The organism is Novosphingobium sp. TK71 (assembly GCF_055361505.1).
Genome location: NZ_CM143962.1, coordinates 2,089,001 through 2,115,546 on the forward strand (window position 1 = coordinate 2,089,001; position 26,546 = coordinate 2,115,546).

At 67.0% G+C, this 26,546-nt stretch carries 24 protein-coding genes; 8 read left to right on the plus strand and 16 right to left on the minus strand.

What is annotated here, in order from left to right; genetic code table 11:
- Positions 1–17: 17 nt before the first annotated feature.
- The 5 genes from ACXJ16_RS09575 (at position 18) to ACXJ16_RS09595 (ending at position 4,863) form a co-directional block, all read left to right on the plus strand.
- On the plus strand, positions 18–464 hold the full coding sequence (locus ACXJ16_RS09575) for a DUF2147 domain-containing protein (RefSeq protein WP_054440036.1): 447 nt from the start codon (positions 18–20) through the stop codon (positions 462–464).
- Between the two features lie 59 nt (positions 465–523).
- Positions 524–1,822, plus strand: a complete 1,299-nt coding sequence (locus ACXJ16_RS09580) for an OmpP1/FadL family transporter (RefSeq protein ID WP_185997935.1) — start codon at positions 524–526, stop codon at positions 1,820–1,822.
- On the plus strand, positions 1,822–3,531 hold the full coding sequence (locus tag ACXJ16_RS09585) for a long-chain-fatty-acid--CoA ligase (RefSeq protein WP_054440032.1): 1,710 nt from the start codon (positions 1,822–1,824) through the stop codon (positions 3,529–3,531). The genes ACXJ16_RS09580 and ACXJ16_RS09585 overlap by 1 nt, the downstream gene beginning before the upstream one ends.
- A gap of 71 nt (positions 3,532–3,602) precedes the next feature.
- Positions 3,603–4,016 carry a MerR family transcriptional regulator gene (locus ACXJ16_RS09590; RefSeq protein ID WP_185998849.1) on the plus strand — a complete coding sequence of 138 codons (414 nt, stop codon included), beginning with the start codon at positions 3,603–3,605 and terminating at the stop codon, positions 4,014–4,016.
- Complete coding sequence (locus tag ACXJ16_RS09595; protein ID WP_185997936.1) at positions 4,009–4,863, plus strand: acyl-CoA thioesterase; 855 nt, start codon at positions 4,009–4,011, stop codon at positions 4,861–4,863. The genes ACXJ16_RS09590 and ACXJ16_RS09595 overlap by 8 nt, the downstream gene beginning before the upstream one ends.
- Before the next feature lie 101 nt (positions 4,864–4,964).
- Here the strand turns inward: ACXJ16_RS09595 and ACXJ16_RS09600 are convergent, their stop codons facing one another.
- Positions 4,965–6,125, minus strand: a complete 1,161-nt coding sequence (locus tag ACXJ16_RS09600) for an isovaleryl-CoA dehydrogenase (protein ID WP_054440029.1) — start codon at positions 6,123–6,125, stop codon at positions 4,965–4,967.
- Positions 6,126–6,243: 118 nt separating this feature from the next.
- On the opposite strand from ACXJ16_RS09600, the gene ACXJ16_RS09605 reads away from it, so the two are divergent.
- A complete protein-coding gene (locus ACXJ16_RS09605) occupies positions 6,244–7,146 on the plus strand; it encodes a LysR family transcriptional regulator (protein WP_443478125.1) in 903 nt (300 codons plus the stop codon).
- On the opposite strand, the gene ACXJ16_RS09610 is transcribed toward ACXJ16_RS09605, so the two are convergent.
- The 4 genes from ACXJ16_RS09610 to ACXJ16_RS09625 all read right to left on the minus strand — a co-directional run bounded on the left by ACXJ16_RS09610 (position 7,122) and on the right by ACXJ16_RS09625 (position 13,628).
- Complete coding sequence (locus ACXJ16_RS09610) at positions 7,122–8,231, minus strand: purine nucleoside permease (RefSeq protein WP_292636199.1); 1,110 nt, start codon at positions 8,229–8,231, stop codon at positions 7,122–7,124. The genes ACXJ16_RS09605 and ACXJ16_RS09610 overlap by 25 nt on opposite strands.
- A 68-nt stretch (positions 8,232–8,299) precedes the next feature.
- Entirely contained in the window at positions 8,300–10,723 is a 2,424-nt protein-coding gene (locus tag ACXJ16_RS09615) for a TonB-dependent siderophore receptor (RefSeq protein WP_243692692.1), read from the minus strand.
- Positions 10,724–10,926: 203 nt separating this feature from the next.
- Positions 10,927–12,489: an adenosine deaminase family protein gene (locus ACXJ16_RS09620; RefSeq protein WP_463920553.1), complete on the minus strand. Its 1,563-nt coding sequence runs from the start codon at positions 12,487–12,489 to the stop codon at positions 10,927–10,929.
- Positions 12,486–13,628, minus strand: coding sequence for a purine nucleoside permease (locus ACXJ16_RS09625; protein WP_463920555.1), 1,143 nt, complete (start codon positions 13,626–13,628; stop codon positions 12,486–12,488). Before ACXJ16_RS09625 ends, ACXJ16_RS09620 begins: the two co-directional genes overlap by 4 nt.
- Positions 13,629–13,878: 250 nt before the next feature.
- On the opposite strand from ACXJ16_RS09625, the gene ACXJ16_RS09630 reads away from it, so the two are divergent.
- Complete coding sequence (locus tag ACXJ16_RS09630; RefSeq protein WP_054440025.1) at positions 13,879–14,799, plus strand: LysR family transcriptional regulator; 921 nt, start codon at positions 13,879–13,881, stop codon at positions 14,797–14,799.
- 112 nt (positions 14,800–14,911) lie between these two features.
- The gene (locus ACXJ16_RS09635) at positions 14,912–15,445 is read left to right on the plus strand and encodes a phosphoribosyltransferase (protein ID WP_054440022.1); all 534 of its coding nucleotides are present in this window, start codon (positions 14,912–14,914) and stop codon (positions 15,443–15,445) included.
- Positions 15,446–15,503: 58 nt separating this feature from the next.
- Here the strand turns inward: ACXJ16_RS09635 and ACXJ16_RS09640 are convergent, their stop codons facing one another.
- The 11 genes from ACXJ16_RS09640 to ACXJ16_RS09690 are packed head-to-tail and all read right to left on the minus strand — an operon-like array spanning position 15,504 to position 26,545.
- Positions 15,504–16,610 carry a nucleoside hydrolase gene (locus ACXJ16_RS09640; protein ID WP_324698313.1) on the minus strand — a complete coding sequence of 369 codons (1,107 nt, stop codon included), beginning with the start codon at positions 16,608–16,610 and terminating at the stop codon, positions 15,504–15,506.
- Complete coding sequence (locus ACXJ16_RS09645) at positions 16,607–17,626, minus strand: adenosine deaminase (protein ID WP_324698311.1); 1,020 nt, start codon at positions 17,624–17,626, stop codon at positions 16,607–16,609. The genes ACXJ16_RS09640 and ACXJ16_RS09645 overlap by 4 nt, the downstream gene beginning before the upstream one ends.
- Positions 17,623–18,909: a guanine deaminase gene (gene guaD, locus ACXJ16_RS09650; protein ID WP_324698309.1), complete on the minus strand. Its 1,287-nt coding sequence runs from the start codon at positions 18,907–18,909 to the stop codon at positions 17,623–17,625. Before guaD ends, ACXJ16_RS09645 begins: the two co-directional genes overlap by 4 nt.
- 36 nt (positions 18,910–18,945) lie before the next feature.
- Complete coding sequence (uraH, locus tag ACXJ16_RS09655; protein ID WP_132469494.1) at positions 18,946–19,278, minus strand: hydroxyisourate hydrolase; 333 nt, start codon at positions 19,276–19,278, stop codon at positions 18,946–18,948.
- A complete protein-coding gene (locus tag ACXJ16_RS09660) occupies positions 19,275–20,702 on the minus strand; it encodes an NAD(P)/FAD-dependent oxidoreductase (RefSeq protein ID WP_324698307.1) in 1,428 nt (475 codons plus the stop codon). The genes uraH and ACXJ16_RS09660 overlap by 4 nt, the downstream gene beginning before the upstream one ends.
- Positions 20,699–21,139: a 2-oxo-4-hydroxy-4-carboxy-5-ureidoimidazoline decarboxylase gene (gene uraD, locus ACXJ16_RS09665; protein ID WP_324698305.1), complete on the minus strand. Its 441-nt coding sequence runs from the start codon at positions 21,137–21,139 to the stop codon at positions 20,699–20,701. The genes ACXJ16_RS09660 and uraD overlap by 4 nt, the downstream gene beginning before the upstream one ends.
- Positions 21,136–21,516, minus strand: coding sequence for an oxalurate catabolism protein HpxZ (gene hpxZ / locus ACXJ16_RS09670; RefSeq protein ID WP_463920558.1), 381 nt, complete (start codon positions 21,514–21,516; stop codon positions 21,136–21,138). Before hpxZ ends, uraD begins: the two co-directional genes overlap by 4 nt.
- Positions 21,513–22,394 (minus strand): allantoinase PuuE, encoded by an 882-nt coding sequence (gene puuE, locus ACXJ16_RS09675; protein ID WP_054440137.1) that lies wholly within the window; start codon positions 22,392–22,394, stop codon positions 21,513–21,515. Before puuE ends, hpxZ begins: the two co-directional genes overlap by 4 nt.
- A 14-nt stretch (positions 22,395–22,408) precedes the next feature.
- Positions 22,409–23,614, minus strand: coding sequence for a pyridoxal-phosphate-dependent aminotransferase family protein (locus ACXJ16_RS09680; protein ID WP_463921783.1), 1,206 nt, complete (start codon positions 23,612–23,614; stop codon positions 22,409–22,411).
- Positions 23,615–23,657: 43 nt separating this feature from the next.
- Positions 23,658–24,968 (minus strand): allantoate amidohydrolase, encoded by a 1,311-nt coding sequence (locus ACXJ16_RS09685; protein ID WP_463920559.1) that lies wholly within the window; start codon positions 24,966–24,968, stop codon positions 23,658–23,660.
- Entirely contained in the window at positions 24,962–26,545 is a 1,584-nt protein-coding gene (locus ACXJ16_RS09690) for a gamma-glutamyltransferase family protein (protein WP_463920561.1), read from the minus strand. Before ACXJ16_RS09690 ends, ACXJ16_RS09685 begins: the two co-directional genes overlap by 7 nt.
- Position 26,546 lies beyond the last annotated feature (1 nt).

The window sequence follows — 26,546 nt, forward strand, 5'->3', positions numbered from 1 at the left end:
CGATGGAGAGGTCGCTCATGAGAAATTGGAAACCCGTGGGGCTGGCATTGGTTGCCGGCGCGGTGCTGCTCGCTCCCGGCATAAATCCGGCGTTCGCGGCCGGAAACGACTCCGTCGTCGGCAAGTGGCGCACGCCTTCGAAGCACGGCGTGGTCGAACTGGGCCGCTGCGGCGAATCGGTCTGCGGACGAATCGTCGATTCGGATGGGCTGAAGGCCAACCCCGACCTTCGAGACATCAACAACAAGGACACCACCAAGCGCACCCGCAAGGTGAAGGGCCTGCAGATCGTCGGCGGGTTCAAGGCCAAGGGGAACGAATGGGTCGAAGGACAGATCTACAACCCTGAGGACGGCGGCACCTACAAGGCGACGATAACGCCTGTCGGCGCCGACACCCTCAAGCTCAAGGGCTGCATCGTCTGGCCCCTGTGCAAGACCCAGACCTGGACGCGCATTCCCTGAGGCGCGCCGGGAAAACGACAGAGGTTCAGGGAATGAAGATGAATTGGGAGATTAGGGACATGAAACGCACTTCGGGCCGCATCCTTCTTGCAGGTACCGCATCGGCCATCGTGCTCGGCTTCGCCGGCTCGGCCCATGCACAGGCCTTCTACCTTCAGGAACAGTCGGTACGCGCACAGGGACGCGCCTTCTCGGGCGAGGCCGCCGATACCGGCGTCGACTCGCTCTGGTGGAACCCGGCGGCAATCGGCGGCCTCGATGGCGGCCAGGCCTCGGTCCACGCCAGCGTCATCCTGCCGCGCGGCAAAGTGGTGGACGACGGCACCGTGATCGTCCGCCCCGGCCAGGCTCCCGCCCCCGTCGGCGGTAACGGCGTGGCCAAGAACCCCATCAACAACGGCGTGCTGCCTTCGGGCTCGATCGCTTATGGCACCGGCAAGTTCGCCTTCGGCCTGACGGTGACTTCGCCCTATTCGTTCACCACCAACTATGATGCCGACAGCTGGGCGCGCTACTCGGCCGACAAGACCAAGCTGCGCACGATCGACATCCAGCCGAGCGTGGCCTTCCAGCCCTTCGAAGGCTTCTACGTCGGCGCCGCCGCCAATGTCGAATATGTCGACGCGACCCTCGGCAACTACCTGCCCAACCTCTCGCCCCTGCTCGCGGACGGCCATCAGCAGCTCAAGGGCAATGGCTGGGATGTGGGCTGGTCGGTCGGCGCGCAGTACCACAACGGCCCGGCCTCGATCGGCGTCGCCTACAAGTCGGCGATCAAGCACAAGCTCAAGGGCACGCTGACCATCGACGGACTGCTCGGCCCGCTCGCCCCGCAGAACACCTCGCTCGACGCCAACGCCGAATTCTCAACCCCGTGGCAGGCGATCATGTCCGGCCGCATCAAGGCGACGAAGCAGCTCACGCTCAATGCGCAGGTCGTGGCCTATGGCTGGAGCAAGTTCGATTCGATCGACCTCGGCGCGCCGATCAACCAGTCGATCCCCGAGAACTACAAGGACGGCTTCTCCTACGCGTTCGGCGTGGACTACGACGTGAGCCCGAAGTGGACGGTTCGCAGCGGCGTCCAGTACGGCGAGACCCCGACCTCGAACGGCAACCGCGATGCCCGCGTGCCTGACAGCAACCGCTGGAATTTCTCGGCCGGCACCACCTACAACATGAGCGAGAAGATCGCGATCGACGCGGCCGCATCGTACATCACCTTCAAGGATGCACCGATCGACCGCATCACCGCGGCCTATCCCGGCACCGCCGCGCAAACGCCCGTCATCACCAACGGCAGCCTCCAGAACGCTTCCGCTCTGGTGTTCTCGCTCGGCGCGCGGGTGTCCTTCTGATGGGCGCCGCGGCGACGATCGGCGGCCACTCCGTCCCGGAAACCTCCTCCCAACACCCGGAAGAGATGCCGCCGATCGCGCCGCGGTTGCTCACCGACCTGCTCGACCATGCCGTGGAAGCCCACGGCGCCTGGCCGGCGATCGACTTCATGGGCCGCAAGTGGACCTACAGGGAGATCGGCGACCTGTCCCGCCGCGCGGCGCGGGGGTTCCAGGACCTCGGCGTCAAGCGGGGGACGCGGGTGGGGCTGTGCCTGCCCAACACGCCCTATTACGTGATCTGCTACTTCGCGATCCTGCGCATCGGCGGGATCGTGGTGAACTTCAACCCGCTCTACACCGAGCGCGAGATGGCGCATCTGGTGGACGATTCGGGCGCGGAATTCATCGTCGCCTCCGACCTTGCGCTGTCGCTTCCCAAGATCGAGCCGCTCGTGGGGAAAGGCGCGCTGCGCCGGGTCGTGGTCTGCCCGATCGCCGATGCCCTGCCCCGGCTCAAGGGCCGCGCCTATCGCCTGCTCAAGCGCAAGGACATCGCGCATGAGCCGCATGACCTGCGCTTCCTGCGCTTCGCTGACCTCATCGCGCGCGATGCCGATCCCGATCCGGTGGAGCGTTCGCCTTCCGACCTTGCCGTGCTCCAGTACACCGGCGGGACCACCGGCGTGCCCAAGGGGGCAATGCTGAGCCACGCCAATCTCGCCGCCAATTCGGCGCAGATGATCGCGCACGTCGGCCACATGCCCGAACAGCAGGAGCGCACGCTCGGCGTGCTGCCGCTGTTCCACGTCTTTGCGCTGACCACCGTGCTCAACTACTCGGTGGACACCGCGGCGGAGATGATCCTCCTGCCGCGCTTCGAGATGAAGTCGTTCCTCGCGACCGCCAAGCGCACGAAGCCCACGCAGTTCTTCGGCGTGCCCACGCTCTACACCGCGCTCAACAACCAGCAGCTCCACGGCGAATTCGACCAGGTGCGCGTCTGCATCTCCGGCGGCGCGCCGCTGCCGCTGGAAGTGCGCCAGAAGTTCGAGCAGCGCACCGGCGTGCGCGTGGTGGAGGGCTACGGCCTGTCCGAAGCCTCGCCGATCATCGCCTGCAATCCACTGGAAGGCGATGTGAAGGACAACTCCTGCGGACCGGCCTTCCCCGGCACCGCGCTGGAGATCCGCGATCCCGACAATCCGCACCGGATCATGCCCCAGGGCGAGCGCGGCGAAGTCTGCGCGCGCGGGCCGCAGGTCATGTCCGGCTACTGGAACCGTCCCGAGGAATCGGAAAAGACCTTCATCTTCGGCGCCTTGCGCACCGGAGACGTTGGCTATCTCGACGAAGACGGCTATCTTTTCCTCGTGGACAGGATCAAGGACATGATCCTGTGTGGGGGATACAACGTTTATCCGCGAACGATCGAGGATGCGCTTTACGAGCATCCGATGGTTCACGAGGCGATCGTGATCGGCGTGCCTGACGCCTATCGCGGGCAAGCCCCCAAGGCATTCGTGGCGCTGCACCCGGGGGACGTCTTGGACCAGGATACATTGATGGCCTTCCTCAAGGAGCGGCTCAACAAGATCGAGATGCCCAGCAGCATCGAGTTTCGCGACAGCCTGCCCAAGACGCTCGTCGGCAAGCTCTCCAAGAAGGAACTGGTCGAGGAAGAAGCCGCGCGCCGGGCCGCGGGATCGGCCCAAGGGTCCGCTGCGTGACCGGAACCGGGGCAGCCTTGACACCTGAAGAGAACACGCCGGCCGCCGAGGCGGGCGGCGTGAACCCCGATATGCTCGGCATCCAGGAAGCGGCCACCGAGCTGGGCGTTACCATGCGCACCTTGCGCTTCTACGAGGACAAGGGCCTGATCGCGCCGCAGCGCGTCGGCACCACGCGGATCTACTCCCGCCGCGAGATGGGCCGGATGCAGCTGATCCTGCGCGGCAAGCGGCTCGGCTTCTCCATCCGGGAGATCAAGGAATTCCTCGACCTCTACGACGTCGACCCCGAGCATCACGAGCAAGTGCGCGCGCTTCTGGTCAAGGTCACGGATCGGGTAAACGAGCTGCGCCAGCAGAAGACCGCGATCGAACAGACACTGGAAGAATTGCTCTCGATCGAACGCCAGTCGCTCGCCTGGCTGAAAGGCACGCCGGTCGAACCGATCGAGGCCGCGCTCAGGGAAAACCATGCCGATGACTGATGACGCCCGCCTTGCCGTGGCGGAACTGCGCGGCCTGCTCTCCGTCGAGGAAATCGACACCGGCATCTTCCGGGGCGCCGCTTCCGCCGAGCAGCCCGGCCGGGTCTATGGCGGGCAGGTCGTGGCCCAGGCGCTGGACGCCGCCGCGCGCGGGATCGATCCCGAGCGGCAGGCCCATTCGCTCCACGCCTATTTCCTGCGTGCGGGCGATTCCGGCCGCCCGATCATCTACCGCGTCCTGCCCGATTTCGATGGCGGCAGCTTCTCCAACCGCCGCGTCGTCGCCATGCAGGGCGGCAAGCCGATCCTGAACCTCGCCGCCTCGTTCCACCGGCACGAGGAAGGGCTTTCCCACGCCGTGGCCATGCCGGACGTACCCGCGCCCGAGCAGTGCCCGGATTTCCGCGATGCGCTGGCCGCCGCCGGACAGAAACTGCCGCCGTTCCTGGTGGACCGCCTCGCCTCGTTCGACATCCGGCCCTGCCCGCCGGTTCGCGGCGGCGAGCTGCCGCAGCGCCACCAGTGGTTCCGCCTGGCGCACCCGCTGGATGCCGAGCCGGCGATGCAGCGCGTGATCCTTGCCTATGCGAGCGACTTCGCGCTGGTCTCCACCGCGCTCATGCCGCACGGGCTCGGCTTCTTCTCGCCCGGCGTCTCGGGCGCGAGCCTCGACCACGCGGTGTGGTTCCACCAGACCCCGCCGATGGACGACTGGCTGCTCTATACGATGGACAGCCCCTGGTCCGGCCATGCGCGCGGCTTCGCACGCGGGGCGATCTACTCGCGCGGCGGGATGCTGGTAGCAAGCGTGGCGCAGGAAGGGTTGCTGCGGGTGAAGCAAGGGTAGGACGAACACGAAAGCGCGCCGCGATTCGGCGGCGCGCAATTCAGAGGCAAGGCAGCGATTCCGCGAGTTCCGGGGGATCGCCCCCGGAAACGCTGTTGTTCTCAAGCCCCGATCAGTTCCCGCCCGATCAGCATCCGCCGGATCTCGTTGGTGCCCGCACCGATATCCAGCAGCTTGGCATCGCGCAGATAGCGTTCGACCGGCCAGTCCTTGGTATAGCCTGCACCGCCCAGCGCCTGCACCGCCTCGCCCGAGACGCGGAAGGCGTTCTCGCTCGCCAGCAGGATCGCGCCGGCCGCGTCGAAGCGGGTGGTCTGCCCGGCATCGCAGGCCCGCGCCACCGCATAGACATAGGCCCGCGCCGATTGCAGCGCGACGTACATGTCCGCCACTTTGGCCTGCATGAGCTGGAACGTGCCGATGGCCGCGCCGAACTGGCGGCGTTCGCGCACATAGGGAATCACCGTGTCGAGGCAGGCCTGCATGATCCCGATCTGCAAGCCCGCAAGCACCACGCGCTCGTAATCGAGGCCGCTCATGAGAACCTTCACGCCGCCGTTCAGCGGGCCCATGACGTTCCCTGCGGGCACGAAGCAATCGTCGAACACCAGTTCGCAGGTCGGCGAACCGCGCATGCCCATCTTGTCGATCTTCTGGCCGATGGAGAATCCGGCCATGTCCTTCTCGATCAGGAAGGCGGTGATACCCTTCGATCCCGCTTCGGCATCGGTCCGGGCATAGACGACCAGCACATCGGCATATGTGCCGTTGGTGATCCAGAACTTGGTGCCGTTGAGGCGGTAGCCGCCTTCCACCGCGTCCGCCCGCAGCTTCATGCCCACGACATCGGACCCGGCGCCCGCTTCGGACATGGCCAAGCTTCCCACGTGCTCGCCCGAGATCAGCCCCGGCAGGTACTTCGCCTTCTGCGCATCGTTGCCCCAGCGGCGGATCTGGTTGACGCAGAGGTTGGAGTGCGCCCCATAGGACAGCCCCACCGAAGCCGAAGCGCGGCTGACTTCCTCCACCGCGATCACATGTTCCAGATAGCCGAGGCCGGTTCCGCCCCATTCCTCCTCCACGGTGATGCCGTGCAGCCCAAGCTCGCCCATGGCAGGCCAGAGCTCACGCGGGAACCAGTCCTCGGCGTCGACCCTGACGGCAAGCGGGGCGATCTGTTCGTCGGCGAAGCGGGCAACGCTTTCGCGGATCATCACGGCGCTTTCGCTCAGGCCGAAATCGAAATCGGGGGTGGCTTTCATCTCTCTTCCCAAACTTTCAAGGCCCGCCGGAGATGCGGGCCATCGTTGCCGGCAAGCTATCGAAACCCCTTCACGCAAACAAATTGAAACTTGCACGGCATTTGAATAGATTTTTCCAATGATAAAGCGCGCGCATATCCGCCATTTCCTTGCCGTTGCCGATTCCGGCAGCTTCAAGCAGGCCTCGGCGCGGCTGCATGTCACCCAGCCCACCGTCTCGACCAGCATAGCCGAACTGGAACGACTGGTCGGCACGCCGCTGTTCGTGCGCGACCGGCGCCATGTCCGGCTGACGGAATCCGGCGGGGCCTTCCTGCCGATCGCCCGCGACCTCGAAGCGGGTTTCCGCCGCGCCGACCAATTCGCCCGGCCAGTCCAGGAACAATGGCCGGGACTGAAGCTGGGCGTCATTCCCACCGTGTCCGGCGCGATGCTGGAGCGGGTGGCCCGCGAACTGGCCCGCGAATTCGGGATCGAACTGGTCGAGGGGGACGACCGGGATCTGCGCGGGCAACTTGCCAGCGGCAAGATCCACCTCGCGCTCACGCTCATGGCAGAAGACGAAGGAGCGTCGGGCGAGGTGCTGGAGGAGCCTTACCTGCTGGTCATGCCCGCCGCGCACCGCTTTGCCGGGCGAGGGGAGGTCGCTCCGCAGGAACTTGCCGGCGATATCATGATCGCGCGCCGCTCCTGCGAGGTGCTGCAGCGGACCAGCCGCTTCTTCACCGATGCCGGCGTCCGCCCCCGCTTCGCCTTGCGCAGCGAGAACGAGGACCGCTGCCTGAGGATGGTCGCAGCGGGGCTCGGGGTGACGGTGGCGCCGCGCTCGCTGGCGGGGCAAGGCACCGTCACGGCCGCCATCACAGGCTATGGGCTGCGCCGCCGGCTTGGTTTCCTGCGCGGCCCCGGCCTCCCGGCCGAGGCGGGAGAACGACTGACGGCAGCGCTGGAGATCGCCGCCGCCAGTCTTCCCTCCCTGGCTCGTGATCCCGCCGCTTATTCCGGCAGTTCGTCCTTGTAGCGATCCCAGTCCGCCAGCCACGCATCGACCACCTTCGAGCCGACGAGATAGAGGCTCTCGACCGAGGCCTGGAGCCCGGCGTAGCCTTCGTTTTCCCGCAGCAGATAGGAGGCCGCATCCACGCCGGGCGGCGGCATCGTGTAGTTCGAGCCCGCACGCAGCACGAGCACGCGGTCCTTGTCGGCCCGGCCGATCCGGTCGAGATACGTCATCGCCTGAAGCACGCCGGTGTCCTCCATCGCGGAAGTCACGAACTCGCCCTTGCCCTGTGTCCAGTAATGGACCCAGTCGTTGGCCCAATCGGTCAGCAGCTTGCCGTGCCAGAAGGTCATCGCGGAAAGCTGCTCCCCTTCCAGGACGAACGGCGGCTTCTGTGCATTGGGATATCCGGTGAAGCGCATGCGCTCGGCCCGGATTTCCGGGCTGTCGGGGATATTCACGTCCTTGGTCAGGTTGAAGGCCCAGCGCTCCAGCCGGGGGTTGATCTGGTAGACTTCGCCGCCCGAGGTATCGATCGGGGTGGTCTTGTCGTTCGGCCCCTTGAGGTGTCTGGGGAAGAAACCGCTCTTCCAGTCCTTCGGGATTTCGCGCGCATCGATCTCATGCGCAAGGTCGCCGTCGACCACCCAGCGCGCCCAGGCGGCCGAGCCGATCGAGGCATCCTGGGGATCGATCCCGGCAATGCCCGCGACGAGCCAATAGGACTTCGACAGGTCGAAACGCGGATCGAGGCCGAGCGCCATGGTCGCCGCGGTCGATCGTGCGGTGCCGACGCCGGTGACGATACCCAGCACTTGCGTCTCGGGGTTGTAGTAGAGATCGTGGAACGATTGCGGGAAGGGAATTCGCATCGTCAGCCCCCGCCGTTCCTTCCAGAGCTGGAACTCTCCGGCAGTGTCGCCCTCGTCCTTGCCGATCTCGAACAGGGAGACCACCACGACCTTGACCGGTAGCGGCGCGGCGCAGGGCTTGCCGGGCTCGCAGGCGGAAATATCGGGAACCGGCGCGGCGGCCTGGGCGGAGACGCCGAAGGCCAGCGAAGCGGAAGCACCGGCAAGCAGCACGGCGCGGGTCAGGAATGTCATCGCAGGATTCATCTTTTCGTCGATGGCGGCGGGGACGCCGGTAGGGAGGCGCCCCCGCCGCTTTGAGGTCAGAACTTGTAGACGATCGAGCCCTGCCAGCTGCGCGGGGTTTCCGGCAGCACGATGGTCGAGCCGAACAGTTCGGTGAAGTTCGCGCGGAAGTAGCGTTCGTTGGTGGCGTTCTTCACCACCACGCGGAACAGCCACGGGCCGGTCTCGTAAGATGCCGAGACGTCCACCTTGGTATAGGCGGGCAGCTTCACGACCTGCGACTGGCCCGAATAGACCGAATCCACCTTCACGGCGCTGGCGCTGAGCGCGATGCCGTTGTCGAAGGCGTAAGTGGCCGTCAGCGAGTAGAGGTTGGTCGGAATGCCCGCGCGGCGCGAGGCGTTCTTGTCGGGGATCAGCACCAGGCCGATCGGCTGCCCGCCGAGATAGAGCGTGGGGTCGGTGACGTTGACCAGATCCTCGATACCGAAGAAGCTGAACAGCGTGCCGTTCTCCAGCGCGGTCAGGTTGTAGACCTTGGTGCGGGTATAGCCGCCGGTGATGAGCAGGTGGTCGTTGACCGACCAGCGCGCCTCGGCTTCGAGGCCCTTGGTCTCCACCGACTGGTTCACCGTGATCGACTGGATGTTGTAGTCGGTACGCTTCTGCTTGTAGACCGACAGCGCAGCGTAGAGACGATCGTCGAGGAAGCTGCCCTTGATGCCGCCTTCATAGAGCTTCGACGCCGAGATGAAGGTCTTGCCCGCGATGTCCCCGGCGTAAAGCTCGGCACCCTGCCCCGCGATCACCGTGGACTGACGGGCGATCGTGGCATAGGGGATCAGGCCGAAGGGCAGCTTGTAGTTGGCGCTGGCCGACCATGACCAGGCACCCTTGCTGCCGCTGGCGCTGTAGAGCCCGCCAAGGTCGGCGACGTCCGCCGGGAGCATCTTCGTGATGTCGTATGTGGACTTGGCCTTCACGTAATCGTAGCGCGCGCCCACGGTAATCCCGAGGCCGAACGCGAAGTCGATGTCGGCAAGGCCGGCCATCGCATAGTCGGTGTAATGGCCGCTGACGTAATTGTTGTAGCCGCAGTCCGCCGCCGTATAGCCGGGCTCGTCGCTGAGCGGGCATTCGGTGGCCAGCAGGCGGTCGGAGGCGGCGGTGTAGCCCTTGGTCAGGTCCACGCGGTGGAAGTATTCGTAGTCGAAATCGTCACCGTGCTTGAAATCGGTGTAGCGGATCGACGGCGAGAGCTGGAAGGCGAACTTGCCGAGGTCGTTCTCGAACTTCTTGGCGACGACGATCTTGTCCTCGAACACCCAGGAATCGTGGAACTGCGCGAAGCCGTAGCTGTTCTCGTTGATGTTCTCGTAGCTGTCGTAGAACGCCTGGTTCTTGACGCTCCAGTCGTCGTCGCCTTCCCAGATCAGGTCGGCATAGAGCGTGGTGGCGCGGGTATCGAGGCGGTCGTTCTTGCCTGCCAGCACGTCGCGGCGGCTGAGCTTGGCGGTGCCGGTATCGGTAAGCGCCATGAGCGGGTTGAAGGAACTGTCGGTGAAGGAGGAGGCAGGGACGCCGAACGGCCCGAAGTTGTTGCCGTGCGCGATGAATTCGCCCGCCGATATCTGGCCGTCGCCGTTGTCGTCGATCGATTGCGCGGAACCGGTGATGTAGGTGCCGTTATCGACGAGATCCTGCGTCAGGCGGTTCCAGCCGCCGTTCTGCACGCCCTTGAAGTTCTGGTACATGCCGCCGAATTCAAGCCGCAGGTTGGGCGTGAAGTCGGTATCGAACGCGGCCTGGAGCACGGTGTTCTTGGTGGAGATGTTGCGGTAGTAGCTTCCCGAATCCTCCACCTCGGCAAACAGGCTGTAGCCGAATTCCTGCGAGCCGATCTTGCCGGGGCCGCGCATTTCGGCCTTGAGGTCGGCCTTGTCCCACGAACCGCCGGTAAAGCTCACTTCGCCTTCCGGGTGGCTGAGATAGGAACCGCCCTTCACGCGCGCGGTCTTGGGAACGAAGTTCATGTAGCCGCCGGTCTTCGACGGGCCATAGATCGGCGAGGCCGGGCCGCGCACGATGTCGATGCGGTCGGAAGCGCCGATCGGGGTCGGGTAGTTGCCCGGATTGTCGAGACGGCGCATGCCGCGGAAGTAGACTTCGCCCGGCGTGCCGCGAATGTCGAGCGCGCCGCCGACACCGAAGAACGAGTTGGTGAACGTGCCCGGCGCCTGTGCGACGAGATCGTAGATGTCGCTGATGCCGAAGCGTTCGATCTGCTCGCTGCTGATCGTCGATGCCGAGCGCGGCGTCTCGGTCAGCGTCTTGTCGAAGCCGAAGACCGATCCGACATCGGCCACCGGCAAGGCGCCCAGCGAACCGGTGACGACGATTTCCTTGCCCTCTTCAGGCGCGGGTTCTTCTGCCGCCGCTTCCGCCGCGAAGGCGGGAGCCTGGATCGCCGTGCAGCACAGCAGCGTGGCGGCGAAACTCAAGGCGGATCTGCGCAAGGCATGACGCCGCGGCGCGGTATGGGATTCCATGTGCGTATCAATCGATGCGGCCATCGTGCCAGCCCCCTGAAACCGTACGGATAATCGCGCCCCTCGCGGTTCCGCCGGCCTGTTGTTGAACCCCGTCTCCCGTGAGGTTGTGATTGTTGCGGCGCACCGTGACCGGGCGCGCCGGGTACTCGAAACTATCCCTTGCCGCCCGGTGCGGGCATGAGCCGGTCAAGGCCCTGCTCGAACGCGTCGAGCCGCTGTTCCAGCGTGACCTGAAGCCGAGCCTTCTCGCTGCGCGCCAGCAGCGCGCGGCATGGCGCGGCATCGAACCCGGCGGTGCAGGCGGCGACCGGCTCACCGGGCACGCGCCCGCGCCAGAGGCTCTCTCCGGGCACGAAGGCGAATTCGAGGCTGGCGCGCGTCACCTGCTTGAGGTCCGCATAATGCAGCCCCTGCTCGCGCGCGGCGCGCATGTATTCCTGGGTAAGATCGGTGCGCAGGATGCCCTGGTCATCGGTGGAAAGCGTCACCGGCACGCCGAAGCGGCGGTAGAGCTGGATCGGATGCTCGCCCCCGCGAACGCCCAGGATCACGTCGTTGCTGGAGAGGTTTATCTCCACTGCGACGTGATCGCGCGCCATGCGGCGCAGCGTGCCGGCGGCATCGTCCTCGTAAGCGATGGCCACCCCGTGGCCGATGCGCTCCGCCCCGGCATCGAGCGCCTTGCGCATGTGGTTGCGGATACCGGCAGGCGGCACCAGTCCGAAGGCAAGCTCGCCCGCATGCATCGTGCGGTGGACGCGCGGATACTTGCCTTCGAGGAAGCGGAACATCGCCATGTGCAGGTCGTAGTCGCGCATCGAGACCGGCCAGTCCTCGGGCTGGACGATGTTGACCCCGACATAGCGCGGATCGGCATCGGCCAGCGCGAACGAGGCGATCAGCGAGCGGAACACCTGGGCGGGCGGCAGCGCGCGGAAGGCGCTGGCAAGATAGTGGACCGCAAGGCCGCAGGCTGCCTCGGCCGAGGACGTGCCGCAGCCCATGTCGGCCCGTACCTGCTTCTCGTCCCGGTCCAGTTCGGCGCGGGCCCTGGCGATCGCCGGGGCAAGACCGGCCAGTTCCTGCGCATAGCGCGCCTCAAGCCCCGTCTCGTCCAGCGGCACATCGGGCGCGGCGAGGATATAGGCCATCATCGCATCGGGATTGTGCATCAGTTCGAGGTACGTCGCGCTGTCGCCCGCGGACGTGCGCAGCGCGACTTCCATCGCCGGAACCGTATGCCCCGGCGCGACCGGGCCGAAGCGCTCGAAACTGATGAAGAACTGGGTGTGCCCGGAAACCTCGTCCCGGCCGATCCCCTTCTGCCAGCCGCGCGTGCCGAGGTGATCGACCAGCCGCGCATAGTCGAAGGGCCGTTCGGCGGCGATGCGGGTGATCCTGTCGGCATCGGCGCAGGGCGGCGGCAGCAGCTTGAGATCGCTTCCGGCGCAGAAGCCCGCCTTGCCCGCCCAGTCCAGCCAGTCCTCCGCCGAAGGGGTGCCGCCAAGGTGGTTGTGCAGGTCGCCGCCCTTGGGCATCGCCTGAAGAAACACCCGCAGCATCGCCGCATTGCCGGACAGTTCGTCGAACAGCGCCGAGGCTTTCGCCTCGCCCGCCGCATCGGCATGAGCGACCGACGCCGACGCCAGCATCGCCGCCAGCACGGCCGCCGCGGCAAGCCCCCGGGCAAGCGCGCGTCTCGGGGCCGGCTTCACGGCCGTGGCGCTCCGGGAACGGTATCGCGATACTTCGCCCAGCCCGCCAGCAGTTCATGCACCACCGGCGCGCCAACGCGGTAATTGGCCTCATAGGCGACAAGCTGGCCGGGGCCTTCGTCCCCCACGCTGTTCAGCGCATCGACGCCCGGCGGCGGCATGGAAGGGTTGCTGGCCGTGCGCAGCACCAGCACGCGCCGGGGATCGACGAGCCCCTGCGCCGCGCCGTTCAGCATGGCGCCCGCCATCGACTGGCTCTCCATGTTGGTCATGACGAAGCGGCCCTTGCCGCCGGTCCACAGCCTGACCCAGTCGCGCGCCCATTGCGTGCGGGCCGGGCCGTGCCAGTAGCGCACCGAGCCCAGCGTCTCCCCCATGAGCACGAATGGCGGCTTCTGGGCATTGGGATATCCGGTCCACGCAGCGCGCGCCCTGGCGAGATCGGCGTTGTCGGGGATCGGCACGGCTTTCGTCATGTCGAAGGCCCACTGCGCAAGCCCCTGGTCGAGCGTGACCGCCATCGACAGCGCGCCCGCATCGGTCATGCCGGCGAAACTGTCGGGATTGTCGGGAAGCTGGTTTGGAGCCTTGGCGCCGATGGCGAAGAGCCCGTAAGGCCAGTTCTTGGCCACCTCGCGGTCGTCGAACTCGCGCAGGGTATCGCCCGAGACCACCCAGCGCGACCAGGCCGCACTGCCGACCGAGGCCACTTGCGGATCGACCCCGGAGATGCCGGTGAACAGCCAATAGGTCTTCGAAAAGTCGAAACGGGGGTCGAGCAGCAGCGCGGTAAGCTGTTCGCCCACGCCGCTCAGAAGCGAACCGGCATTGCCCCAAACGATGCCGTAGAGCCCATCCTTGTTACGCAGCAGTGGATGAAGCACGCCGCGCACGGCGATCTTCTCGTCCAGATGTTCGCGCTCGGCCCAGAGCTGGAATTCGCCGGGGGCATCGCCCTTGTCCTCGCCCGGTTCGAAATTGGCGACGACCACGACCTTCACCGGAATCGGCGCGATTTTCGGAAGCTGCGGCACCGGCAGCTCGGCAGCCGATGCAGCAGCGCATGGAACCGAGCCGGCCATCGCCAGCGCAGCCAGAAGCCGCCCCCACCGGGGACGTTTTTCGCAAACCCTCATCATTGCCCTGAACCCCGCAAGCGGGGGCGCCTCCGCGTCGGGTGTCCCTTTTACAACCCTTCGCGGAAGATGCGCCCCCTACCGTCATGCGCTCGTGCACCGGCCGCCACCTCTGTTGGGAGAGGAGAAATCGCTGCCGGTGCCGTCGCACGTTTCGGTGTTGCCCATTGCGTAAGGGCTTGACACGGTGCGAGCAAACGCAATGAATTCGACACATCATTGCAAAAATTAGAGCGGGTCCAGAAACACCACCATGCCGGCATTTTCGCGCTTCCTGCGGTACTTCATGGCGGTGGGCCGCCTCGGCTCGATCCGCAAGGCCGCCGACGAACTGAACGTTTCCGCCTCGGCGATCGACAGGCAGATCCTCAACGTCGAGGCCGAACTGGGCCTGCCGCTGTTCGAACGCCTGCCCACCGGCCTACGGCTGACGGCGGCGGGCGAGATGATGATGGCATCGGGATCGCAGTGGCAGCAGGGCATGGTCAGCCTGCGCACGCGGATCGAGGACTTGCGCGGGCTGAAGCGCGGCCACGTCGAGATCGCGGTGATCGACGCGCTGGCCAAGGGGCACGTTCCCGCCACCATCCACGCGATCCAGCAGCGCTATCCCGGCATCACCATCGGCGTGAAAGTGCTGGGCAACGACGCGGTGCGGCGCGCGGTGAGCGACGGCACCGTCGATTGCGGCATCCTGTTCGAACCGCATTCCTATCGCGACCTTTCCGTCCGCGCCTTCACCGAAGTCGTGCTGGGGTTCATCACCCCGCCCGAGCACCGGCTGGCCACCCTTCCCGAAGCGCGTTTCTCGGCCTGCGCGGGCGAACCGATGATCGTCCCGGCGGACCCGCTTGCGGTCTACCAGCAGATCGCGGTGCTCGAAGGCGCCACCGGCATCACCCTCGACCGCAAGGCCAGTTCGGACAATATCCAGATGATCACCTCGCTGGTGCTCCAGGGCACCGGCATCGGCGTGCTCACCTCGCTGGACGTGCGCACCGAGGTCCAGCGCGGACTGCTGAACTTCACGCGCATCTCCGATTCGCTGCTCAGACCCATGACTCTGGCCCTCTGCACCGCCACGGCACGCACTCCGTCCTATGCCGCGACCATGGTTCTGGGCGAATTCGAGAACGGCTTTGCACAGCTTGGACACGCCGCATCAAAGACTTAGGTGCGACATATTCGATTACGCGACGTGCGGAAAATTGCCGTGATTGCGAATTCCGCACGAAACCGATAACCGGGCTACTTTCCCGACATGATCGTTTCAGGATTCGCCCCGCATGAGTGAAGCCGCCGAGCCCCAGCTCCATTTCCTCGAATACTACGAAGATTTCCTCGCCAAGGTCCGCCAGCTTTCGCGGCAGATCCAGCAGAACGAGTGGCAACCCGAGTTCGTGATCGGCGTCGGGCGCGGCGGGCTGGTGCCGGCCGTCTATATCTCGCACCAGCTCGGCCTGCCGATGCTCTCGATCGACCATTCGGCCAAGATCCCCGGCTTTGCCGACGAACTAATCGCCAAGGTCGCGGCGATGAGCGCACAGGGCACCCGCCTGCTGTTCGTGGACGATATCAACGATACCGGCGGCACCATCGAATATATCCGCGGCCAGCTCACGCAGGGCGGCGGCGATCATGACAACTTGCGCTTCGCCGTCGTCATCAACAACAAGAGCTCGAAGGTCGAAGTCGACCTCTGGTCCGAAGTGATCGACCGCGCCGACGACAAGCGCTGGTTCGTGTTCCCCTGGGAATCTGTGGGCACCCGCGACAGCATCGTGGAAGAAGCGCTTTCGGTCCCCGAACGGCTGGCCTGAACGCTTCCTTCAAGCACCGGTGAGCCGGGCCGAGCGCCCAGCTTGCCGGTGGCCCAGCTTACCGGCGGCTGGCGGCCATCACTTGCACCATCAGCGCGTCCAGCCGCGCCGCGTCGATCTTGCGCACCACGGTTGCCTTGCGTTCGCCAAGGCCGGGCTGATAGCCTTCGCGCCAGCTCAGCATGTCGCCATAGCCCGCGCCGAACTGCGCGTTGTAGTCAACGTAAAGCTCTTCCGCCTCGGTCACCATGCCCGGGTCGAGCAGGACACCGGCGGCGATCTCGTCCCACATCGGGAAGCCTGCCTCCATGCCGCCGATGAACCGGCCCAGTTCCGGCGCGGCCGCCGCGCTCATCGCCTTGACCAGTTCCGGGGTCAGCTGCGTGCCGGTGGCGGGATCGGCGGGCACCACCGTGATCTTGCGCCAGGGACTGCGCGAAACGATGCTCGCCGCCTCGGGATCGAAACGGGCGTTGAATTCGCGGCGCGGCGAATTGGCATATTCGCGCGCGAACTGCGCGGCCGAAACGTTGTCCAGTTGCTGCTGCGGATTGAGGCTCCCGCCCATGTAGACCAGCTCTCCCGCCAGCGCGGCGAACTCGGGATCGAGCCGCTGCGCCAGCGCAAGGTTCGTCAACGGGCCGCAGGCGACGATGGTGATCTGCCCCGGATACTTGTGGACCATGCGGATCAGGAAGTTCGCCGCGATTTCGGGCGAGGCCTTCAGTCCTGGATTGCCCCAGGGCAGGTCCACCGGATCGGTCGGTCCATGGTAGGCAGGCGTCGATTGCCGGGTAGGCTCGACCCACTGCTTCATCCACGCGCCCTTCCACGTCAGCTTGCCGTAGAGCGCTTCCCAGCGCTCCGTCAGCGCTTCGGAATTGAGCAGCGGATAAGTCGCGCCCTGAACCACCGGCACATCGCCGCGATGGGCGATCTCCAGCCCGCGCAAGGCCATCGCGGTTGCCCGATTGGCCCAGGTATTGCCGGAGACGGTGGTGATGCCAAGCACATCGACCCGATCGCTTTCCAGGAACATCAGGTGCATGAGCGCGAAGCCCTCGTCATCGATGATGACCTTGCGCCTCGCGCCGTCGGCATGGGCGGCAACCGGCAGCAGAGCCGCAAGCACCGCCAGCAATACGGCGCGAAGCAGGGCCTTCATCGGCGATGGTCCGCCATGTAGGCGTCAAGCGCGCCGAGATGCGCCGCTACCGCGCTTTCTGGCAGGAACGAGCCGGTGAAGCTGTTGCGCGCCAGCGTGGCCAGCGCTTCCTTGCCAAGCCCGCGAGCCGCCGCGACGGCGCGGTAATTGTCCGCGACATAGCCGCCGAAGTAGGCCGGATCGTCAGAATTGATGGTAGCCTTGAGCCCGTGAGCCAGCATCGCGTCGATCGGGTGATCGGCCAGGTCGTCCACCACGCAGAGCTTGTGGTTGGAAAGCGGGCAGACCGTCAGCGTCATCTCCTCGCGCACCAGCCGCTCGATCAGGGCCGGGTCTTCCAGCGCGCGATTGCCATGGTCGATGCGGTGGACGCCCAGCAGGTCCAGCGCCTGGTGGACATATTCGGGCGGACCTTCCTCGCCCGCATGCGCGGTGATCCTGAGGCCCTTCGCGCGCGCGGCGGCGAAGACGCGGGCGAACTTCTCGGGCGGATGGCCGACTTCCGAGGAATCGAGCCCCACCGCCTCGATCCGGTCGAGCCACGGCTCCGCCTGGGCCAGGGTGGCGAAGGCCGCCTCTTCCGAAAGGTGCCGCAGGAACGAGAGGATCAGGCTGCTGGACATGCCGAACGCCGCTTCGGCGGCGGCCATGGCGGAAAGCAGCCCCTCGATCACTTCGGCGAAGGGCACGCCCCGGTCGGTATGGGTCTGCGGATCGAACATCAATTCGGCATGGACCACGCCGTCCGCCGCCGCCCGCGCGAAGTAGGCCATCGCCAGATCGTGGAAATCCTGCCGCTTCAGCAGCACGTTCGCGCCCGCGTAATAGATGTCGAGGAAGTCCTGCAGGTTGGAGAATTCATAAGCAGCGCGAACTTCCTCCACGGTGGCGAAGGGGATCGACACGCCGTTGCGTGTCGCCAGCGCGAACATCAGTTCGGGTTCGAGGCTGCCTTCGATGTGGAGGTGAAGCTCGGCCTTCGGCAGGCCGGCGATGAAAGTGTCGAGGTCGGTCATTCGGTATCCCTGTCCCAGGCGCAGCGGCCCAGCAGATAAGTGCGCGCGACGGCGCGGTCGTCGCCCAGCACCTGCAACGCGAAGAGCCGTTCGGCAAGGTCGGCGTGGCGGGTGCGACGGGCGAGCAGCGGTGTCGCCTGCGTATCGAGTACCACGAAATCGGCCTCCTGCCCCACTTCGAGGCTGCCCACCCGGTCAGCGATATGAAGCAGGGCGGCGCTGCCCGCCGTCGCCAGCCACAGCGCCCTGAACGGATCGAGCGCGGTGCCTTTCATCAGCGCGGCCTGATAGGCGATCCCCTGGGTGTGCAGCAGCGAGAAGGTCGTCCCCGCCCCCACGTCCGAGCCGAGGCCGAGGCGTATCCCGTGCCGGTCGGCCTGTGCGAAATCGAAGAAGCCCGAACCGAGGAACAAGTTGGAACTGGGGCAGACCGCGATCCCCGCCCCGCTTTCGTGCAGCCGCCGGCAGGCGCGATCCGGCAGGTGAATGCCATGCGCGAACACCGATCGGCCGGTGACGAGGCCGAACCGGTCGTAAGCGTCCAGATAGTCCGCCGCCGCGCTGAAGCGCGCTGCCACTTCGGCGCATTCGCGGCGGTTCTCCGCAAGGTGGGTGTGCATCAGCACGTCCGGATGCTCGGCCAGCAGAGCGCCCGCATCGGCAAGCTGGGCATCGGACGAAGCCAGCGCGAAACGCGGCGTCACCGCGTAGCCCAGCCGCCCGCGTCCGCGCCAGCGGCGGATCAGCGCCTCGCTGCCCGCCCGGCCCGAGGCCACGGTGTCGTTCAGGCCGTCGGGCCCGAGGTCCATCAGCACTTTGCCCGAGATCAGCCGCATGTCCCGGTCAAGCGCGGCCTCGAACAGGGCATCGACGGACTGCTCGTGCACGGTTGGGAAGACCAGCGCGCTGGTGGTGCCGTTCCTCAGCAGTTCGCCCAGGAAGAAGGCGGCGACGGCATCGGCATGGGCCTTGTCCGCGAAGGCCTTTTCCGCCGGAAAGATGTGGCGCTCCAGCCAGTCGAGCAATTGTTCGCCATGAGAGGCGATGCGGTCCGTCTGCGGATAATGGACATGGGAATCGACGAAGCCCGGCACGACGAGGCCCGGCAGCGCTTCCACCGGGACACCGGCATATCGCTCCGCCAGTTCGGCATGGGGGCCGCGCGCCGCGACCACGCCGTCCTCGACCACCAGCAGCCCGTCCGCTTCGTGGCGGACGGCCTGGGGATCGCTGCGCGGGTCTCGGGAAACGGACAGGAATTCGCCGCGAAAGGCGCGGATCATGCAGCAGGCCTCTTCAGGATCGGACGCGGCGCCATCTCAGCTTCCCCGGTAAGTCGAATAGCCGAAGGGAGAGACGAGCAGCGGAACGTGATAGTGCCCCTGCCCGTCCGCCACGCCGAAGTCGATGGACACACGGTCAAGGAACGGCGGTTCCGGCAGGGTCATGCCCCTGCCGCGAAAATAGGCGGCCACCGCGAAAGTCAGGCGGTAGGCCCCCGGATCGAGCGCGGGAATGCCCGGACAGCGGCCATCGGCATTGGTCGTGCCGGTGAACAGCACCGCCCCGCCGGCGCCGGCGAGTTCCAGCGCGATTCCCTCGGCCGGGCAGCCATGGGCCGTGTCGAGAACGTGCGTGGAAAGCGTGCTCATGCGGCAAACTCCGGCAGCACCGGCCAAGCGCCCAGGAACTCGTGCTCGTCATAAGTCAGGAACTCGGCCACCAGCACCTCCCGGTCATCGAGGAACAACTGGTCCGCCACGCCCCTGACAAGGCGCGGCAGGGCGTTCTGCAGGCCCGAAAGCGCCGATGCGGAAAGGCCGAGGCTGACGAGCGCGGAATAGTTGAACGCGAACAGCCCGTGCAGCGGCGCGGGGTCCACGCCCTGCCGCGCGGTGAACTCGAACGCGGGGCCAAGGTAGGGATGTGCGTCGATCAGGGCATTGCGCGGCCCGGTCGGGACCACCCGCTCGCCCCAGCGCTGGATAAGCCCGGCCACTTGCCCCAGTTCGGGGCGCAGGCCCGGATCGCTGACGAGACCGGTGGAAACCACCACGAAGTCGAATTCGTGGAAGCCCTGCGGCGTCGTCACCCGCACGCGGCCCTCGTGCTCCGTCACGTCGAGCCACGGCGCGCCAAGGTGCAGCGCAAAGCCGGGCCATGCGGCGGCACGTTCGAAAGTGTCGTTGGTAGGCGGCTGGTTGTGGCCCAGGAAGCAGTCCATCGCCGCATACTTGGTGGCATCGTCCAGCGCGGGATAGCGCGCGGTGAACCCCACCCGTTCCATGAAGCGGATCGGATTGACGCGCGGCAGCGCCTTGCGGCGAATGAAGACTTCCGCCGCCGCCACGCCCTGCGAAAGCGCGAAGTTGGCATTGTCGAAAGCCGAAGCCCCGCCGCCCAGGATGCCGATGCGCTTGCCGTGCAGCGCGGCGAAATCGATCGGCTCGCTGGTATGCGCCCAGAGCGATCCCGGCAGATTGTCGCGCACCATGGCGGGCGTGTGCCATTCCCCCCCGCCCTGGATGCCGGTGGCGAGCACGACCTTGCGCGCCTGTTCCACTTTGCCGTCCGCGAAGTGCAGGCGGTGCAGCCCGGCTTCGGGCAAAGGCTCTATCCGCAGCAGCTTCGCGCCGTTCGTCACCGGCAGGGCGAGCGCGCGGCGATACCAGCGCAAGTATTCCATCCAGTCGCCACGGGCGATCTTGTCCACCGCCGCCCAGCCTTCCGCGCCGTGCTGCGCTTCCCACCATGCGCGATAAGTGAGCGAGGGAATGCCGAAATCGATCGGGTTGAGATGCTTGGGCGTGCGCAGCGTGACCATGCGCGCATAGGTTTCCCACGGCCCTTCGAACCCGGGCTCGTTCTCGTCGAACACCATGACATTGCGCACGCCTTGCGAACGCAGCCCGAAGGCGGCCGAAAGCCCGCACTGCCCGCCGCCGATCACCGCGACGTCAAGCACGTCCGCGCCCTCGAACATGCGCGGCCGTACCCATTCGGGCCGGTCATGACCGATCAGCTCCAGCTCGCGCGCCAGCCGCTCTTCGAGCGCGGCCAGTCCGACCTCGCTCATGCCGCATCCTCCAGCCGCAAGCGCACGATTTCGCCGATCTGTTCCAGCGCCGTCGCCACTTCGGCGTCGCGTTCGTTGCCGAGGCGGCGCTCCATCGCGGCAAGGATGCCCGCCTTGTCGGTCAACCGCACGCAGATGATGAAGGGAAAGCCGAACCGGGCGCGGTAGGCGGCGTTCAGCGCGTGGAAGCGTTCGTATTCCCCCGGCGTCAGGCGGTCGAGCCCGGCACTGGCCTGTTCGGCGGCCGAAGCCTCGGTCAGGGTCCGGTCGATCGCCGCCTTGCCCGCCAGTTCGGGATGCGCGCGGATCAGGGCGAGCTGTTCCCCGGCGCTGGCCTCATGCATCACCGCCAGGAGATCGGCATGGCGATCCCCCGAGAAAGGCCGCGCATCGGCGCGCTCCTCCACCCAGGGGCTATGTTCGAAAAGCGCGGTCACGACGTGCTCCCTTCGAGGCTGACATGAGCGGAAACGACCTTCCAGCCGTCATCGAAACGCACCCAGCTCTGCGTCTGGCGGCCGCGACTGTCGGAACCCTCGCGGAAGAATTCGGCATCGGCGGTGGCGAAGCTGTCACCATAGACGGTGATGGCGACACGCCCGAGCCGGCGCTGCGGCGAGCCGCCGCGTCCCTTGCGGAATGCGCGGATTTCCTCGATCCCGTAAAGCACTTCGCCCACGCCGTAGCGGTTGGTGGTGGGCGCCTGATGAAACAGGGCGTCCATCGCCGGAACATCGTCCGCCATCAGCGCGCGCTCGTAGGCGCGAAAGGCAGCGGCCACTTCGGCGTGAAGCACGGGAACGTCGATCTTCATGCCGGGAAACGCTCCTGCCAGTGGCGCGCGATATCGATGCGCCGGGCAACCCATCCGTCACCGCTGGCGACGACATGATCGAGGAACCGGGCGACGGCGCGGGCGCGGCCGGGCTTGCCGGCAATGCGGCCGTGCAGGCCCACCGACATCATCCGCCCGCCTTCCTCGCGAAGCTGATCGTAAGTGTCGCGCATGTGGCGGAAGAACTGCTCCCCCTCGGTAAAGCCGTTGAGCGCCACGATCTTCATGTCGTTCACGTCGAGCGTATAGGGCACCACGAGCTGCGGTTTGCCGTGCCGCCTGTCCCAATAGGGCAGGTCGTCGGCATAACTGTCCGCATCGTAGAGGAAGCCACCCTCCTCGGCGACGAGCCGCGCGGTATTGGGCGAGGTGCGGCCCTGATACCAGCCGAGCGGGCGGCTGCCGGTGAGCCTTTCGTGAAGCGCGATGGCTTCGGCGATGTGAGCGCGTTCCACCGCTTCGGGGACGTTCTGGTAATCGATCCAGCGCAGGCCATGGCTGGCGATTTCCCAGCCGGCCTCCAGCATCGCGGCGACGGCTTCGGGGTTCATCTCCATGGCCCTGGCCACGCCGAACACCGTCACCGGCAACCCGCGCCCGGTGAACAGCCGGTGGAGCCGCCAGAACCCTGCGCGGCTGCCATATTCGTAAAGGCTCTCCATCGCCATCGCCCGGTCGGCATGGCTGGCCGCGCCGACCATCTCGCTGAGGAAGGCCTCGGAGCGTTCGTCGCCGTTGAGGACGGAATTCTCCGCGCCTTCCTCGTAGTTGATGACGAACTGCACCGCCACGCGCGCCCCGCCGGGCCACTGCGGATCGGGGGGCGTGCGGCCATAGCCGACGAGATCGCGGGCCATGTGCGCGCCCTTGCTCATGCCCGCTGCTCCCCAACTTGCGGAAAGTCCCATGCGGCCATGGCCGCCGGAACCGCCTCGCCCGGCGGCAGCCTGAAGCCTTCCATGCAGAGGCACGCTTCCAGCGCCGCCAAGGTCAGCAGCACCTTGTGCTTCATGGCATTGTACCCCATCGCGCCGATCCGCCAGATCCGGCCCTGCAGGGGGCCGAAGGCGGTGCCGATCTCGATCTCGAACTGCTGCCGCATCGCCATGCGCACCGCTTCGCCGTCCACGCCTTCGGGAATGAACACGCCGGTGACGTTGGTCATCCGGTGGGCATCGTCGCCGAACAGCGAGAGCCCCATGGCGCGCAGCCCCGCCGCCATCGCCCGGCCCGCAGCGGCATGGCGGGCATAGCGGGCCTCCAGCCCTTCCCCCAATGCGATGCGCGCACATTCGCGGGCGGCATAGAGCATCGAGGTCGCCTCGGTATGGTGATTGAGCCGCTTGTCCGACCAGTAGTCCATCACCATGGCAAGGTCGAAATAGTTGGAACCGATGCGCGGCCCCTGCCCGTCCACGATGTCGTCGCGGCGGATGCCCTGTTCCACGTGGCGGCGGCGTCCGATGTGCTCGGCCGCCTTGTCCGAAATCGTGATCGGCGCCGAGCCGGAGGGGCCGCCCATGCACTTCTGCAAACCGCCGGTGACGACATCCACGCCCCAGCGGTCCGCCGCCAGTTCCATGCCGCCGATGGTCGCCGTGGCATCGACATAACTGAGCGCGCCCGCCTGGCGGCAGAGTTCGCCGAAGCCGTCGAGCGGCTGCGCCATCGTCGTCGAAGTGTCGCCGTGAATGGTGGCCACGACCTTGGGATGGCAGCGGGCGATGGCCTCGGCCACGCGTTCCAGCGGCACGACCTCGCCCCAGGGCGCGTCCACCGTCTCGATCACCGCGCCGATGCGGGTGAGGATTTCGGCCAGCAGCAGGCCGAAGCGCCCGAAGTTCACCACCAGCACCACGTCGCCCGGCGCCACGAGGCTGACCAGCGCCGCCTCGATCCCCGCACGCGCGGTGCCGTCCACCAGCATCGTCCACTGGTTCCGCGTGCCGAAGATCGGACGGTAGAGCGCCATGACCTGGTTCATGTAGCCGGTCATTTCCGGGTCGAACTGGCCCAGCAGGTCCGCGCTCATCGCCCGCAGCACGCGGGGGTGCGCGTTGATCGGCCCCGGCCCCATGAGCAGGCGCTGGGGCGGGTCGATCTCGCCGAAGAGCAGCGGATCAAGTTCGGTCGGCAAAGCTGTCTCCCAAGTGTTTCTGGCCCAGTTTCTCGATGAAGCCCCGCATGACCCGCAGCGCCGCATCGGCGTCGGCGGGTTCGACTTGCTCGGCGGGATTGTGGCTCACGCCGTCCTTGCAGCGGATGAACAGCATCGCCGTGGGGCAGAGCGATGCCATGACCATGGCATCGTGCCCCGCACCCGAGACGAGACGGCGCACCGGCTGGCCAGCCTCGATCATGGCCGCGTCCAGAAGGTCCATCAGCACGGGATCGCAAGGGCTGGCCGGCAGGTCGTGGACCAGCACCAGATCGAGCACGAGGCCGCGCTTCGAGGCGATCTGCTCCAGCCGCGAGAGAATTTCCCGCGCCGCACGGTCCCGCCGGGCCGCCTCGCCCGAGCGCACATCGATGGTGAAGCGCACTTCGCCGGGGATCACGTTCGCAGCGCCGGGCATGGCCTCCAGCCTGCCGACGGTGGCGACGAGATCCGATCCATCCGCGCGGGCGATCTCCTCGATCGCGAGCACCATTTCGGCCGCCCCGGCCAGCGCATCGCGGCGCAGCGGCATGGAACTCGTGCCTGCATGGCCCGCCATGCCGCGCACGGTGGCGGCATAGCGCAATTGCGAGGCGATCCCGGTGACGGTGCCAAGCGCCAGCCCTTCCGCCTCCAGCGCCGGACCCTGTTCGATATGGGCTTCGAGATAGGCCACGATGTCTTCCGGCGCGCGGCGCGCGGCGCGGTAGGTCCGTGTCGAGAAGGTGTTCGTCGGCGTCTTGGCCGTCACCACGTCATAATCGGTCTTGAACGAGCCGAGCGCCACTTCCATCGACACCCCATCGGCATCGGCAATCGCGCCGAGATCGACGTCCAGCGTTCCAGCCACGGCGCGGCTCGTCAGCATGGCGGCGGGAAAGCGCGAGCCTTCCTCGTCCCCGAAACCGTAGACCTCGATGGCGAAAGGCAGGCGGCGGCCCTGCTCGTTGAGCGCGGCGACGCATTCGATGCCGAGCATGACGCCGAGCGGGCCATCGTAGCAGCCGCCGTCCCGCACGGAATCGAGGTGGCTGCCGATCACCAGCGCCGGGGCGCCGGGCGCCTCGCCTTCGTAGCGACCATGGAGATTGGCGGCGGCATCGAGATCGACATCCATCCCCGCATCGACCATCCACGCGCCTACGAGGTCCACCGTGGCATGGTAGGCCGGGGTCAGGTAGCCGCGATAGAGGCCCTGCTCCAGCTCGCTGTAAGGCGCCGCGCCAAGGGCATCGCAGCGGGCGACGGCGCGGGCTCCGCCGGTCTCTACCATGCGGCCACGCCGCCATCGCTGCGAGGGTCGGTGGCGCCTTCGAACGTGCCGCCGGGCAGACGCACCACGGCGCCCGCATGGCCCATCGTCGCGGTCGGCGGGCCGACCCGCTCGACGTCGTGCCCGGCCTGCGCCAGCGCGGCGTAGAGCGCCTCGTCGAAACCGTCCTCCAGCTTGAGCGAGGTCGTCGCCTCGCCCCATGTCCGGCCCAGCAGCCAGCGCGGCGCGCTGATCGCGGCCTGGAGGTCGGCGCCGTAGCGGGCATAGCGGCTGAACAGCGCCGCCTGCGTCTGTGGCTGCCCCTCGCCCCCCATGGTGCCATAGGCCATGACGCGCCCGTCCTCGAACACGGCGAGCGCGGGGTTGAGCGTGTGGAACGGCTTGCGACCGGGCTTGAGCGCATTCCACCCCGTTTCGGCCAGACGGAACGAGCTGCCTCGGTTCTGCCAGACGATCCCGCTGCGCGGCAGCACCAGGCCGGAACCGAACTCGAAATAGGTGGACTGGATGGAGGAGACCACGCGCCCTTCCCCGTCCGCCGCGCCGAACCAGCAGGTATCGCCCCACTGCGGCGGCTGCGGCCAGGGCAGCGCGCGGGCCGGATTGATCCGCGCCGCCATGGCATCAAGCGCCTGCGGATCGTCAAGCAGGGCCTGAAAATCGTAATCGGTATAGGCCGGATCGCCCACGTGCGCGTCGCGCAGCAGGAAGGCCTGCTTGGTCGCCTCGACCAGCCCGTGGACATGGGCGAAACCGTCCGGCCCATCGGCGGCGAGCCGGTCGAACAGCGCAAGGATCACCAGCGAGGCGAAGCCCTGCGTCGGCGGGGCGCTGTTGTAGAGGCGCGCGCCGCGGATGGGGACGGAAAGCGGCTGCGGCCGGGTGGCGCGATGCGCGGCAAGGTCCGCCGCCGAAACGGGGCTGCCCAGCGCGGCAAGATCCTCGGCGATCGCGGCGGCCAGTTCGCCCCGGTAGAAACTGTCCAGCCCCTCTCTCGCCAGCTTGCGGAAGGTTTCGGCAAGCGCGGGATTGCGCAGCACGTCACCCTCGGCAAGCGGGCGGCCTTCCGGCTCGAACACCGCGGCATAGGCTCCCGGCGCGGCGCGCAGTTCGGCGCCCTTGCCAGCGGCGATGGCAGCGCCCCCGGCGGTCACGGCCACGCCCTCCCCCGCATGCCGGATCGCATCGCGCAGCAGGCGTTCGAGCGGCAGTGTCCCTCCCGAGGTTTCCAGCGCCGCCGCCCAGCCGGAAATCGTCCCCGCCACCGTGTTGGCCGCCAGCGGCCCGCGCGTGGGCACCGCGTCCAGCCCGGCATAGAGCGCAAGGTCGGCGCTGCCCGCCGCGCCGCCGCAGCCGTGTACCGAATGCACGGCGCCGTCCGGTTCGCGGATCAGCCAGAAACCGTCTCCGCCGATCGCGGTCATGTGCGGATAGACCACCGCCAGCGTGGCGGCCACCGCAACGGTAGCCTCCACCGCATTGCCGCCGTCCATCAGCACCGCCAGCCCCGCTTCGGCCGCAAGGCGATGCGGCGCCGTGACGATGCCGCGCGTTCCGGTAACCGTCGTCAGTTCCATC